Annotated in this window: 12 protein-coding genes; 6 read left to right on the forward strand and 6 right to left on the reverse strand. The window is 68.2% G+C overall.

Going from position 1 to position 13420, the window contains the following annotated elements; genetic code table 11:
• Window position 1 precedes the first annotated feature (1 nt).
• The 6 genes from gyrA to dnaA all read right to left on the reverse strand — a co-directional run bounded on the left by gyrA (window position 2) and on the right by dnaA (window position 9962).
• Window positions 2–2773 (reverse strand): DNA gyrase subunit A, encoded by a 2772-nt coding sequence (gene gyrA, locus QM708_RS08360; protein ID WP_415106665.1) that lies wholly within the window; start codon window positions 2771–2773, stop codon window positions 2–4.
• A gap of 10 nt (window positions 2774–2783) precedes the next feature.
• Complete coding sequence (gene gyrB, locus QM708_RS08365; protein ID WP_415106668.1) at window positions 2784–4850, reverse strand: DNA topoisomerase (ATP-hydrolyzing) subunit B; 2067 nt, start codon at window positions 4848–4850, stop codon at window positions 2784–2786.
• Window positions 4851–5080: 230 nt separating this feature from the next.
• Window positions 5081–5560 (reverse strand): DUF721 domain-containing protein, encoded by a 480-nt coding sequence (locus QM708_RS08370; protein ID WP_415106671.1) that lies wholly within the window; start codon window positions 5558–5560, stop codon window positions 5081–5083.
• 73 nt (window positions 5561–5633) lie between these two features.
• Complete coding sequence (gene recF / locus QM708_RS08375) at window positions 5634–6857, reverse strand: DNA replication/repair protein RecF (RefSeq protein WP_415106674.1); 1224 nt, start codon at window positions 6855–6857, stop codon at window positions 5634–5636.
• 13 nt (window positions 6858–6870) lie between these two features.
• Window positions 6871–8031: a DNA polymerase III subunit beta gene (dnaN, locus tag QM708_RS08380; RefSeq protein WP_415106677.1), complete on the reverse strand. Its 1161-nt coding sequence runs from the start codon at window positions 8029–8031 to the stop codon at window positions 6871–6873.
• Window positions 8032–8549: 518 nt separating this feature from the next.
• Window positions 8550–9962 (reverse strand): chromosomal replication initiator protein DnaA, encoded by a 1413-nt coding sequence (gene dnaA / locus QM708_RS08385; RefSeq protein WP_415106680.1) that lies wholly within the window; start codon window positions 9960–9962, stop codon window positions 8550–8552.
• Window positions 9963–10292: 330 nt separating this feature from the next.
• On the opposite strand from dnaA, the gene rpmH reads away from it, so the two are divergent.
• From rpmH to rsmG, 6 genes are read left to right on the forward strand one after another with little or no spacing between them, the layout of a single operon-like run.
• Window positions 10293–10430: a 50S ribosomal protein L34 gene (gene rpmH / locus QM708_RS08390; protein WP_415106683.1), complete on the forward strand. Its 138-nt coding sequence runs from the start codon at window positions 10293–10295 to the stop codon at window positions 10428–10430.
• Between the two features lie 16 nt (window positions 10431–10446).
• Window positions 10447–10788, forward strand: a complete 342-nt coding sequence (gene rnpA, locus QM708_RS08395) for a ribonuclease P protein component (protein ID WP_415106686.1) — start codon at window positions 10447–10449, stop codon at window positions 10786–10788.
• A complete protein-coding gene (gene yidD / locus QM708_RS08400) occupies window positions 10785–11027 on the forward strand; it encodes a membrane protein insertion efficiency factor YidD (protein WP_415106689.1) in 243 nt (80 codons plus the stop codon). Before rnpA ends, yidD begins: the two co-directional genes overlap by 4 nt.
• Window positions 11028–11055: 28 nt before the next feature.
• Window positions 11056–12135: a membrane protein insertase YidC gene (gene yidC, locus QM708_RS08405; protein ID WP_415111356.1), complete on the forward strand. Its 1080-nt coding sequence runs from the start codon at window positions 11056–11058 to the stop codon at window positions 12133–12135.
• A gap of 5 nt (window positions 12136–12140) precedes the next feature.
• Window positions 12141–12734 (forward strand): protein jag, encoded by a 594-nt coding sequence (locus QM708_RS08410; RefSeq protein WP_415106691.1) that lies wholly within the window; start codon window positions 12141–12143, stop codon window positions 12732–12734.
• Window positions 12735–12754: 20 nt separating this feature from the next.
• Window positions 12755–13405 carry a 16S rRNA (guanine(527)-N(7))-methyltransferase RsmG gene (gene rsmG, locus QM708_RS08415; RefSeq protein ID WP_415106694.1) on the forward strand — a complete coding sequence of 217 codons (651 nt, stop codon included), beginning with the start codon at window positions 12755–12757 and terminating at the stop codon, window positions 13403–13405.
• Window positions 13406–13420: the final 15 nt, after the last annotated feature.

Here is a 13420-nt window from a genome sequence, read left to right on the forward strand (position 1 = left end):
GTCATTCCTCCTCACCGCTGCCGCCGTCGGCCACGGGTGGCACCACGGTATCCGCTGCGCCCTCCGGCGTCAGATCGGCGCCGCTCTCGGCCGCCGAATCGTCACCGGACGCGGCGGCGTCCGCTTCGGGGGCGTCACCCTCGGAATCGTTCGTCTCGGGGTAGAGCGCGATCACCGTCACGGTGTCGTCACCGGTCAATCCGACGAACTTCACCCCCATCGTGTCGCGGCCCTTGGCCGGCACGCCCTCGACCGCGGAGCGGATCACCTGGCCCGACTGCTTGATCGCGATCACCTCGTCGGTCTCGCTCACCACCAGGCCGCCGACCAGCGAACCGCGATCAGAGTTGAGCTTCATCGCCTTGATGCCCAGGCCTCCGCGGCCCTGCACCCGGTACTCGCTCACCGCGGTCCGCTTCGCGAAGCCGCCGTCGGTGACGGTGAAGACGAACCGGTCGTCCTCGGGGGTGTCGGCGTCGATGACCGCCATGCTGAGCAGTTCGTCGCCGGCACGGAACTTCATCCCCGTCACGCCCGAGGTGGCCCGGCCCATCGGCCGCAGCTGCTCGTCGTCGGCCCGGAACCGGATCGCCTGGCCCTTGGTGGAGATCAGCAGCACATCGTCGGACGCCGAACAGGCGGCCGCGCCGATCAGTTCGTCGCCCTCCTCGCGGAAGTTGATCGCGATCAGGCCGGCCTGGCGTGCCGAATCGTAGGCCGACAGCTCGGTCTTCTTGACCAGGCCCTTCTTGGTGGCCAGCAGCAGGTACGGCTTCTCGTCGTAGGCGCGGATGGTCAGCACGCCGGCGATCTGCTCCTCGGGCAGGAAGCTCATCAGGCCCGCCACATGGCCACCCTTGGCGTCCCGGGACGCCTCGGGCAACTGCCACACCTTGGCGCGGTAGACCCGGCCGAAGTTGGTGAAGAACAGCAGCCAGTGGTGGCTGGAGGTGGTGAACAGGTGCTGCACCTCGTCGTCGGTGCGCAGGCTCGCGCCGCGAACCCCCTTGCCACCGCGCTTTTGGACGCGGTACTGGTCCGAGCGGGTCCGCTTCACGTAGCCGCCGTAGGTGATGGTGACCACCATGTCCTCATCGGGGATGAAGTCCTCATCGGAGAGGTCACCGTCAGCGGCGATGATCCGGGTGCGGCGCTCGTCGCCGTACTTGTCGGTGATCTCCTGCAGTTCGGTGGAGATGATCTCGCGCTGCCGCTCCGGCTTGGCGAGGATGTCCTTCAGGTCGGCGATCTTGCGCTCGAACTCGGCCAGCCGGTCGATGATCCGCTGCCGCTCCAGGGCCGCGATCCGGCGCAGCTGCATCTCCAAGATCGCGTTGGCCTGCACCTCGTCGATCTCCAGCAGCCCCATCAGGCCGGTGCGGGCCTCCTCGGTGGTGGACGAGGCGCGGATCAGCGCGATCACCTCATCCAGGGCGTCCAGCGCCTTGACCAGGCCGCGGTAGATGTGGGCGTCCCGCTCGGCCTGGGCGAGCCGGTAGGCCGTCCGGCGCTGGATGACCTGAATCTGGTGCCGCACCCAGTTGCCCAGGAACTGGTCGATGCGCAGCGTGCGCGGCACCGCGTCCACCAGGGCGAGCATGTTGCAGCCGAACGTGTCCTGCAGCGGGGTGTGCTTGTACAGGTTGTTCATCACCACGCGCGGCTGAGCGTCGCGCTTGAGCACGATGACCAGGCGCTGGCCGGTGCGCGCCGAGGAATCGTCGCGGATGTCGGAGATGCCGGTGAGGCGCCCCGAATTGACCAGTTCGGCGATCTTCAACGCCAGGTTGTCCGGGTTGCACATGTGGGGCAGTTGGGTGACGACGAGCTGGGTGCGCCCGCGGGCGTCCTCTTCGACATCGATCACCGCGCGCATGGTGACCAGGCCGCGGCCGGTGCGGTAGGCGTCCTCGATGCCCTTGCGGCCCACGATCAGCGCGCCGTTGGGGAAGTCGGGGCCCTTGATTCGCTCGATGCAGGCCTCCAGCTTCTCCTCGCGGGTGGCCTCGGGGCGGGCGAGCATCCATTGCACGGCGTCGTTGATCTCGCGCAGATTGTGCGGCGGGATGTTGGTGGCCATGCCGACCGCGATGCCGGTGGACCCGTTGACCAGCAGGTTCGGGAAGCGGGCGGGCAGGACGACCGGTTCGGTGTCCTTGTTGTCGTAGTTGGGCTGGAAGTCGACGGTGTTCTCGTCGATATCGCGGACCATCTCCATGGCCAGCGGGTTCATCTTCGACTCGGTATACCGCATTGCGGCGGCGCCGTCGTTGCCGGGCGAGCCGAAGTTGCCCTGGCCATCCACCAGCTTGTGCCGCATCACCCACGGCTGCGCCAGCCGGACCAGGGTGTCGTAGATCGCCGAGTCACCATGCGGGTGGTACTTGCCCATCACGTCGCCGACGATGCGCGAGCACTTGTTCCAGCCACGATCGGGACGGTAGCCGCCGTCGTACATGGTGTACAACACCCGCCGGTGCACCGGCTTGAGCCCGTCGCGCACATCCGGCAGCGCCCGGCCCACGATCACGCTCATCGCGTAGTCGAGGTAGCTGTTCTGGATCTCCTCGTTCAGGTCGATCTCGGCGATCGTCCCCTTCGGGCCGCCGGAATCGCCGGCCTCCTCGGCGCTCTCGCCGGGCGCAGCATCCTCGCTCGTATCGGTGCCGGACGCCTCGACCGCCGGGGCGTCCTCGGCCTGTGGAGTCTCGGGCGTGGGGGCCTGGTTCTCGGCTGCCTCGTCGTTACCGGGGCCGTTGATCTCGTCGCTCATGGCTTCTTTCTCAGATATCGAGGAACCGGACGTCCTTGGCATTGCGCTGGATGAAGCTCCGGCGCTGCTCGACGTCTTCGCCCATCAGGATGCTGAACAGATCGGACGCCGACGCGGCGTCGTCGAGGGTCACTTGGGCCAGGGTGCGCTGATCGGGATCCATGGTGGTGTTCCACAGGTCTTCGGCGTCCATCTCGCCCAGGCCCTTGTAGCGCTGGATCGGGTTCACGTTCGGCAGCTTCTTGCCCTCGGCCAGGCCTTGATCGCGCAGCCGGTCGCGCTCGTCGTCGGAATAGGCGAGCTCATGCGGCGCGTTCGTCCAGCGCAACCGGAACAGCGGCGGCTGGGCCAGATATACGTGCCCGGCCGAGATCAGCGGGCGCAGGAACCGGAACAGCAGCGTCAGCAGCAGGGTGCGGATATGCGCGCCGTCGACGTCGGCGTCCGCCATCAGCACGATCTTGTGATAGCGCAGCCGGTCCATGTTGAAGTCGTCGGAGAAGCCGGTGCCGAGCGCGTTGAAGATCGCCTCGACCTCCTTGTTGGCGAGGATCTTGTCCAGCCGCGCCTTCTCGACGTTCAGGATCTTGCCGCGGATCGGCAGGATCGCCTGGGTGCGCGGATCGCGTCCGCCCTTGGCCGAACCGCCGGCCGAATCGCCCTCGACGATGAACACCTCGCACTCGACCGGGTTGCGGCTGGAGCAGTCGGCCAGCTTGCCGGGCAGGCTGGTGGAGCCGAGCAGGCCCTTGCGGCTGCGGGCCATGTCGCGCGCCTTGCGGGCCGCGATGCGTGCGGACGCCGCGGCCTGGGACTTGCGGATGATGTCCTTGCCCTCGGCCGGGTTCTTCTCGAACCAGTCGCCGAGCAGGTCGTTGACGACCTTCTGCACGAAGCTCTTGGCCTCGGTATTGCCCAGCTTGGTCTTGGTCTGGCCCTCGAACTGCGGCTCGGCGAGCTTGACCGAGATGATCGCGGTCAGGCCTTCTCGGATGTCGTCGCCGGAGGGCCGGTCTTCCTTCTTCTTGATCATTCCCCAGCTTTCACCCCACCGGTTGACGGTGTTGGTGAGCGCCGCGCGGAAACCCTCTTCGTGGGTGCCGCCCTCGTGGGTGTTGATCGCATTGGCGAAGGTGTGCACCGACTCGTTGAACGAGCTGTTCCACTGCATGGCGACCTCGAGCGACAGCCGGTCATCGGGCGACTCGGCATCGATGGCGATCACGCTGGGGTGGATCGTCTCCTTCTTGCCGGTGAGGTACTTCACGAAATCGATCAGGCCGTCGTCATAGCGGTAGGTGACCTCACGCTCGCCCGCAGCCGCGTCGCCGTTCTCATCGAGGAAGTCGTCGTGGTCGGCGTCCGGGTCAGCCTCGGCGTCGCCGTTGACCGGGCGCCGGTCGATCAGCCTGATGGTCAGGCCCTTGTTCAGGAAGCACATCTCGCGGAAGCGCGTCGACAGCGTGTTCCAGTTGTAGTGCGTGGTTTCGAAGATCGTCGGCGAGGCGAAGAAGGTGATCGTGGTGCCGATCTCGTCGCCCTCGGCCAGCGGCTCGAGCTGTTTGAGGTCATACTCGGGTACGCCGAGGCAGAACTCCTGGCGCCAGTGGTAGCCGTCGCGGCGGACGTCCACCTGCAACTTGTCCGACAGTGCATTCACCACCGAGGCGCCAACACCGTGCAGACCACCGGACACCTTGTAGCCGCCGGTGCCGAACTTGCCGCCGGCGTGCAGCACGGTCAGCGCGAGAGTGACCGCCGGGATCTTCTCCTTGGGGTGCAGATCGACCGGGAAGCCGCGCCCGTTGTCGGTGACCCGGACGCCGTCGCCCGGCAGCAACTCGACCGTGATCGTGTCGCAGTAGCCGGCCAGCGCCTCGTCGACGGAGTTGTCGACGATCTCGTAGACCAGGTGGTGCAGGCCGCGCTCACCGGTCGAGCCGATGTACATGCCGGGCCGCTTGCGGACGGCCTCCAGACCTTCCAGGACCGTGATCGCGCTGGCGTCGTACTTGCCCTCTTCGACCGCGGTCGCGGCGGCACCGGCAGTGCGGGCGCCGTTGTTGGTTGCCGTCACAGGCTCTCTTCTCCTTGCACACCGACGCCGCCCACAGCTTTCGTTGCGGGGCGGCGCCTTCGGAACTCCCCCATCTTACTAGGGAAAGCCTCAGATCCGGTCATTCTGTGAGCGCAGTGGACGACCTTCTTGCCGCTGTACGGCCTTGTGCGGCCTTCTGGACGCTTGGACCCCCGATTCCGTGCGGGGGTACATGCCCGGGTCCATGTCGCGAACGGCGGCGGAAGGAGTCACCCATAGGTGTCGCGCGGGCCGCGTCCTTTCACCGTGCGCGGGCCGTGGCGCCAACTCGGCGCCTCAGGACCGAGGATCTGCACCCGCGTGACAGTGCCCTGGCCGAGCGAGGCGTTCATCCGGGCCACCAGCTGCGGCGCCATCAGGCGCAACTGGGAGGCCCAGTTGGTCGAGGTGGTGCGCACCACCAGCACCCGATCACGGTAGGCCTCCGGCGTCGCATGCTCCGCCACCGCCGGGCCGACCAGCTCCGGCCAGCGGCCGAGCAGCAGGTGCACGTTGACCTCGGTGGTCCAGCCGCGCTCCTGGATGACGCCCTCGAGGGCCTCACCGAGCGCCACCGGTTCGGCCCGCTCCCGGCCGGACGCCCGCCGCGTCCGTTTCTTGGCCTTCTTCGGCGCCGGCGACGGAACCGCCCGACCCGCGGCCGCGGCGATCTGGCGGGCCAGATCGAGCCCGGTCGGCTCGAAGGGCACGGTCTCCTCTGGTTCTGGTTCGGCAGCCCCGGACGCTTCCGACACGGGACGAGGTTCAGGAACACCCGGGAGCTCAGTCACGACCGAGATCCCCCTCGACCGGATCATCCCGCGTCACCGTGCCGTCGGCGATGACATAGCGGCGTCCAGCCAGCGAGGCCGGCACGTCGGAGGCGACCGCGGCGGTGATCAGCACCTGTTCGGCGTCCGCGATCCGGCCGGCCAGCCGGGCGCGACGCACCTCGTCCAGTTCGGCGAAGACGTCGTCGAGGATCAGCACCGGCTCGACACCGTCGGAACGCAGCAGTTCGTAGGCGCCCAGCTTGAGCGCCAGCGCGAACGACCAGGATTCGCCGTGCGAGGCGTAGCCCTTGGCCGGCAACTCCCCCAGCGTGAGCACCAGGTCGTCACGATGCGGGCCGACCAGGGTCACGCCGCGCGCCAACTCCTCGCGCCGCCGCTCCGCCATCCGCGCGCGCAGCCGTCCGGCGAGTTCATCCACGCTCACGCGCGAATCGTCAGCGAGCAGAGGGGCGGTTCCGGACGCCTCCGCCTCACCGGACGCCGCGGCGTCCGGGTTCATCCCCAGCGAACTCGATTTGTAGGCGACCGACGCCTCGTTGTTGGTGGGCGCGATGGCGCGGTAGGCGTCCGCCACGAACGGGGCCATCGCCTCCAACGTCAGCAGCCGCGCTTGGACCAGTTCGGCCCCCAACTGGGCGAGCGAGTCGTCCCATACCGCCAAGGTGGCCTCGGACGCCTCGTCGAGGCTCCGGCGTCCGGACCACGACTTCAGCAGCATCGAGCGTTGCCGCAGCACCCGGTCGTAGTCGGCGCGGACCCCGGCCAGCCGCGGCCACCGCTGCGTGATCAATTCATCGACAAAACGACGCCGGTCGGCGGGATCGCCTTTCACCAACCGCAGATCTTCCGGCGAGAACAGCACCACCCGCAACGCGCCGAGCAGATCGCGCGGGCGCTTGAGCGGGCCACGGTTCAACAACGCCCGGTTGGCCTGCCCCGAGCGAAGCTCCACCTCCAACGTCAGGCAACGCGGATCGTCCAGCCCGGCCTGCACCCGCGCCCGCACGATCGCGCGCGGCGAGCCGTGCCGGATCAGCGGAGCCTCCGAGCCGACCCGGTGCGAGCCGAGCGTGCCCAGGTATTCGACCGCCTCGATGAGATTCGTCTTGCCCTGGCCGTTGCGCCCGGTCAGCGTGGTGACCCCGGGCTCGAATTCGAGTTCGGCGAACGGCCAGGACCGGAAGTCGGCCAGGCTCAGGTGCGTGACGAACACGGCACCCCCGCGCTCACTGGGGCAGGCGCATCAGCATGATGACGTGCTTGTAGTCGGCCGACGGCTCGCCGTCGAGTTCGACCAGCGGCGTCAGCAGGCACGGCTTGCCGGGCGCGGTGAACGCGAAGTTCACATACGGGGTGTCAAGCGCGTTGAGCGCATCGAGCAGGTAGTGCGGGTTGAAGCCGGCGGCGTTCATGCTGAGCCCCTGGCCGGTCTCGTCGACCACGGTCGCTTCGAGCGCCTCGACGGCCTGGGCCTGGTCGCCGGTGGCGGCCTCCAGGGTGATGTGGTCCTCGCCGATCACCATCCGCAGCGAGGTGTTGCGTTCGGCGACCAGGGCGACACGCTTGACCGCGGACACGATCTCGGAGGTGTTGGCGCGCACGGTCAGGTTCGGCTGGATGCTCATCAGGTGGCGCACCTTCGGGAACTCGCCGTCGAGCAGGCGGGTGGTGATCTCGCGGACGCCGTTGCTGCCCTCGCCGGCGAAGCCGATCAGGCCCTCGCCGCCGTCGCCGGCCGCCAGCGACAGCGAGATGCGCTCGCCGGCCGTCATCGACTTCGACGACTCCGACAGCACCCGGGCCGGCACCAGGGCCGCCCCGTCGGTGACCGAACCGGTCGGCGTCCAGGGCAGTTCTTTGAGCGCCATCCGGTACCGGTCGGTGGCCAGCAGCGACACGGTGTCGCCCTCGATCTCGAGGCGGACGCCGGTGAAGACGGGCAGCAGCTCATCGCGTCCGGCGGCCACGACCACCTGCGCGACGGCCTGGGCGAACAGTTCCGGCTCCAGGGTTCCGGTGGCGGACGGCATCTCGGGCAGGTCGGGGTATTCGCCCACCGGCAGCAGTTGCAGCGTGAAGCGCGCCGAACCGCAGGTGATCTCCAGGCGCGAGTCGTCGCTGCTCAGGCTGACCGGCTTGGCCGGCAGGCTGCGCGCGATCTCGGCCAGCAGCTTGCCCGAGACGAGTGCGGTGCCCTCTTCGGTCACGTCGGCGGCGACGACCACCTTCGCGGAGGTTTCGTAGTCGAAGCTCGACAGCACCACCTGGTTGCCGGACGCCTCCAGCTTCAGTCCCGCGAGAATCGGCACGCTGGGACGGTTCGGCAGGCTGCGGGCGACCCACTGGACGGCATCGGCCAGGACGTCACGCTCGACATGAATCTTCACTGATGCTCCCAAGTCACGAGTTTGAGCTTCGGCGTGCCCGCGCGGGGGCGCAGGCGTCTGCCCGATCCTACCGTGCGAACGAGCCTTGCAGTGGCGAGGCCGAGTTCCCCACAGGTGTGCGCTGAGGTGAGTTCAACTTCAGGAGATGTTTCTCCTTTCCTGGTCATCGTCACGGTTGTGGATGTCGTGGATGAAGGGCGTTCGGCGCTGTCGTGCCGGTGTTTCGCCCCTGCGCAACCTGTGGAAAATTCCGGTCCGGACGGTGGGCGGCTGTGGAGATCGTCTGGGCGCCGGTGAGTTCTCCCCAGGTAGCCCCAGTTATCCACAGGGTTGTTGGGGAGAACGTCCCCAACGGTGACGTCCAGGTAACGGCGCGTCCACACCGCTGAGAACACCGGAAGTACGCGCGAGCCCCCCCGTGCGGCGCTCGCGACACGCGAGGAAGGACGGTGAGAAGCCGCCGTGACGATGCCCACGACGGTGGTGAGGTCCACTGCGGAGCTGAGGTCCACTGAGGATCAGTGCGCGGACGCCGCCTGCTTGATCCGGTTGGTCAATTCGGTGACCTGGTTGTAGATGGTGCGCCGCTCCGCCATCAGGGTGCGGATCTTCTTGTTGGCGTGCATCACCGTGGTGTGGTCGCGGCCGCCGAAGAGGCGTCCGATCGCGGGCAACGACGAGTCGGTCAGCTCACGGCACAGGTACATCGCGATCTGGCGCGCGGTGACCAGCACGTGCGTGCGCGCCGGCCCGCACAGGTCGTCGACGCTGATGTTGAAGTAGGTCGCGGTCTGGCTCATGATCAGCTGCGGCGTGATCTGCGCCTCGACGCCCTCGGGAATCAGGTCGCGCAGCACGTCCTCGGCCAGCCGCAACTCGACCGGCTGCTGGTTGAGGCTCGCGAAGGCGGTGACGCGGATCAGCGCGCCCTCCAATTCGCGGATATTGGTCGCGATCTTGTCGGCGATGAACTCCAACACCTCCGGCGGCGCCGACAGATGCTCAGCGGTCGCCTTCTTGCGCAGGATCGCGATGCGCGTCTCCAGGTCGGGCGGCTGGATGTCGGTGAGCAGACCCCACTCGAAGCGGCTGCGCAGCCGCGGTTCGAGCGCCTCCAGCAGCCGCGGCGGCCGGTCGGAGGTCATCACGATCTGCTTCTGCGCGTTGTGCAGCGTGTTGAAGGTGTGGAAGAACTCTTCCTGGGTCTGGATCTTGCTCTCCAGGAACTGGATGTCGTCGATCAGCAGCACGTCGATATCGCGGTAGGCGCGGCGGAACTCGGCCGTGCGGTTCTCCGAGATCGCGTTGATGAAGTCGTTGGTGAGCTCTTCGGTGGAGACGTACTTCACCCGCACCTGGGGCAGATACTGGCGGACGTAGTGCCCGATGCCGTGCAGCAGGTGCGTCTTGCCCAGCCCCGACGGCCCGTAGATCATCAGCGGGTTGTACGACTTGCCGGGCGCTTCGGCGACCGCGACCGCCGCGGCGTGCGCGAACCGGTTCGAGGAGCCGATCACGAAGTTCTCGAAGGTGTACTTGGGGTTGAGCCGGACGCCGTTGCCCGGCGCCGGGGCCGAGCCAGGGCCGAAGCCGGCGGCCGCGCTCACGCCGAGCCCGTGCGAGGCCACCTCGAGCGGCAGCGCGGGTGCGGAGGCGTCCTCGGTGTCGAGCTCGTCTTCCAGCGACGGATCGACGCTGACCGCGAGCTGGATCGGGCGTCCGTAGTGTGCGGCCAGCGTGGTTTCTATCCACTCGCGGTGCCGGACGGCGACCCGCTCGCGGGAGAAGTCGTTGGGGACGGCGACTACCAGCGTCGAACCGTGCAGGGCCAGGGGTTTCGCCGAGGTGAACCATGGCTTGACCGGCGCGGGGGCCTGTTCGCAGATGTGGTTCCAGCCGCTGGAGAGGGCAGCGTCGGCGTCGGTGGCCATCGTCCTCCCCCTCGATTCGATTCTTCTTCCACACCCTCATCCACAGGGTGTGGACCGGCGAACGAGCGTTCGGTTCGCTGCGGTGGAGCATTCATGCCGACGTTCGTGGGAGTTCACGCTAGTGGCTCGATCCGGGCCGGGCAAATGATTCCGGTACGCGATTGTGATGATGACCGGCGTGTCGGCTCGACCTGGACCCGGTTCACCCTCGGTTTGCCCGCAACCGTGTCGGCCGCGTATCGTTGGACAGTCGCCGCCCAGGCGATGCCTGTGTCCGCGTGGGCACAGTCGATCCGCGAACCAGTGGTCATTTGAGTTAGGGAGATTGGCGTGAGCAAGCGCACTTTCCAGCCGAGCAACCGGCGTCGCAGCCGCACCCATGGCTTCCGCCTTCGTATGCGCACCCGCGCCGGACGCGCCATCCTGGCGGATCGCCGCCGCAAGGGCCGCGCCCGCCTCGCCGGCTGACCCGGTCACGAACGCGGTGCTGCCCGCCCCTCACCGATTGCGCGCCTCGGACGAGTTCCGTTCCGTGGTGCGCGGCGGCGTCCGGGTGGGCAGGCGCACGCTGGTCGTGCACGCGATCGGTAAGCAAAGCCCGCCGTCTCGGGCGGGCTTTGTCGTGTCCAAGGCGGTCGGCAACGCGGTGACCCGCAACCGGGTCAAGCGCCGGTTGCGGCATATGGTCGCCGGCGTGCTGACCACGTCGCCCATTCCGGTCGATGTGGTCGTCCGCGCACTCCCGGACGCCGCGCACGGTCCGCTCGCCGACGACTTCGCCTCGGCCTGGCAGACGGCGCTGACCCGCTTGGGGGCCGCCGCGTGAAGTACATCCTGATCGGCCTGCTCAAGGCCTACCGCGCCGTCATCAGTCCGCTGTACGGCGACGTCTGCAAATTCCACCCCACGTGCTCGGCGTACGCGTTGGATGCGGTGCGCATCCACGGGTCGATCCGGGGCACGTATCTCTTTGTGAAGCGCCTCGTGCGCTGCCACCCCTGGTCGCTGGGCGGGTACGACCCCGTGCCGCCGGCCGGCCGAGCACAGAAGGTGCATCGTGTTTGACGGTATTGCTGGCTTCTTCAACCTGATCATGCAGCCCATCTACTGGGCCATGTCCGGCATTCTCGCCGGCGCGCACTGGCTGTGGAGCCATCTGCTCGACCCGAATTCGGGCTGGACCTGGGTGCTGGCGATCGTGTCGCTGACCGTGGTGGTCCGGACGCTGATGATCCCGCTGTTCGTGCGGCAGATCAACAGCTCGCGCGCGATGCAGCTGATCCAGCCGAAGACGCGCGCCCTGCAGGAGAAGTACGGCCACGACCGTGAGCGTTACGGCCAAGAGGTGATGAAGCTCTACCGGGAGGAAGGCGTCAACCCGGCGGCCTCCTGCCTGCCGCTGCTGCTACAGATGCCGATCTTCCTGGGCTTGTTCTACGTGCTCAACGGCGCGGCGCGCGGCACCCCGGTGGGCTACTGGTTCGAGAGCAACCCCGGACTGGTCTCCTCGCTGCAGCATTCGACGATCTTCGGCGCCGAGATCTCGGCCACCCTGTCCCAGAACGGGTTCGTGATGGGCCCGACGCTGTTCGTCGCGGTGTTCTTGATCATCACGATGACCGCCTCGCTGTTCGTCACCCAGCTGCAGCTGATGCGCAAGAACATGCCGCCCGAGGCGCTGGAGGGCCCGTTCGCGCAGCAGCAGAAGATGATGCTGTACCTGTTCCCGGCGATCTACCTGTTCACCGGCGTCAGCTTCCCGATCGGCGTGATGATCTACTGGCTGAGCTCCAACCTGTGGACGCTCGCGCAGCAGTACATCCTGATCCGCAACAACCCCAGCCCGAACACGCCGGCCTTCATCGACTGGCAGGAGCGGATGAAGGCCAAGGGCAAGGACCCGGACGCGATCATCCGGGAGCGTTCGGAGAAGCTGCGCAAGAAGCGCACCGGACGCGTCGCCGGCGGCTCGTCGACCACGGTCGCGCGCCAGGGCCGGGCGGGCTCCACCTCCGCCCCGGCGCCCCAGCAGGGTTCTTCCTCGCCTGTCGCCGGCCCGGCCGATGCGGCGTCCGAGGGCAAGCAGCGCGTGACGCGGCAGCAGCCGACCAAGGGCACGCGCGCACAACGTAAGCAAGCACGCCCCAAGTCCGGTGGCGATTCGAAGGGATGAAGCAGATGAGCCAGGAGCAGGACGTGATCGTCGCCGACGCCGACGCGGTCGAATCCGACGTCGTCGAAACGCCGGCTGACGACGCCGACGCCGGTACCGAAACGGACGCCGACGCGGCGCCGCGGATGAGCAAGCGCGAGGAGGCGCTCACCAACGAAGGTGAAGTGGCCGCCGACTACCTCGAAGAGCTGCTCGACATCGCCGACCTGGACGGCGACATTGACACCTTCAACGAGGGCGGGCGCGCGCACGTGTCGATCCTCACCGACTCCGACGTGCTCGTCGGCAAGGACGGCGAGGTGCTCGAGGCGCTGCAGGAGCTGGCTCGCCTGGCCGTGATGACCGAGACCGGTCACCGCAGTCGGCTGATGCTGGATGTCGCGGGCTTCCGCGACAAGCAGCGCGCCATGCTGCAGGACCTGGCCGCCGATGCGCTGGCCGAGGTGCAGAGCACCGGCGAGCCGGTGCGGCTGTCGCCGATGAACCCCTACCAGCGCAAGATCGTGCACGACGCGGTCGCCGCCGGCGGTCACGTCAGCGAGTCCGAGGGCGAGGAGCCGCAGCGCCGCGTCGTCGTGCTGCCCAAGGCGAAGTCCTGAGCGGGAACGACCCGGACGCCGTGACCGCCCCGGTGGCACCCGCGACCCCCGCGGTGGCGGCGTCCGTCTTCGGCGATCGACTCGGCCTGGCTGAACGGTATGCCGGGATTCTGGCGACGCGCGGCGTCGAGTGGGGTCTGATCGGTCCGCGTGAGGTCGGACGTCTCTGGGACCGGCATCTGCTCAACTCGGTCGCGGTCGCCTCGGCGATTCCGGCCGGGGTGCGCGTGGTGGATGTGGGGTCCGGGGCCGGCCTGCCCGGCATCCCGCTGGCGCTGGCCCGCCCGGATCTGTCGGTGACCCTGCTCGAGCCGCTGCTGCGCCGAGCCACCTTCCTGACCGAGGCGGTCGACGAACTCGGGCTCGGTGATCGCGTCCGGGTGGTGCGCGGCCGCGCCATGGGTCCGGACGCCCGCGACGCGATGGCCCACCACGACAGCTACGACGCGGTGACCTCGCGGGCGGTCGCCCCGCTCCCCCGCCTGCTGGACTGGTGCGCCCCGCTGTTGGCGTCCTCCGGCGTGATCGTGGCGCTGAAAGGTGCCAGTGCCGCCGACGAGGTGACGGACGCCCGCGCCGAGCTGAAGCGCTACCGGCTGCGGGCGTCCGCGGAATCGGTGTCCCCCTACCCAGGTGCCGATCCGACCTGGTTGGTGGTCTGCACCCGCTGATTCCTGCCTGGCCTG

The organism is Propioniciclava sp. (genome assembly GCF_047602245.1).
Lineage (GTDB): Bacteria > Actinomycetota > Actinomycetes > Propionibacteriales > Propionibacteriaceae > Propioniciclava.

Coding starts and splice junctions, on each gene's coding strand:
- yidC (WP_415111356.1), top strand. CDS start 11,056: ATGCAGCCCATCTACTGGGCCATGTCCGGCATTCTCGCCGGCGCGCAC.
- QM708_RS08410 (WP_415106691.1), top strand. CDS start 12,141: ATGAGCCAGGAGCAGGACGTGATCGTCGCCGACGCCGACGCGGTCGAA.
- gyrA (WP_415106665.1), bottom strand. CDS start 2,773: ATGAGCGACGAGATCAACGGCCCCGGTAACGACGAGGCAGCCGAGAAC.
- dnaA (WP_415106680.1), bottom strand. CDS start 9,962: ATGGCCACCGACGCCGACGCTGCCCTCTCCAGCGGCTGGAACCACATC.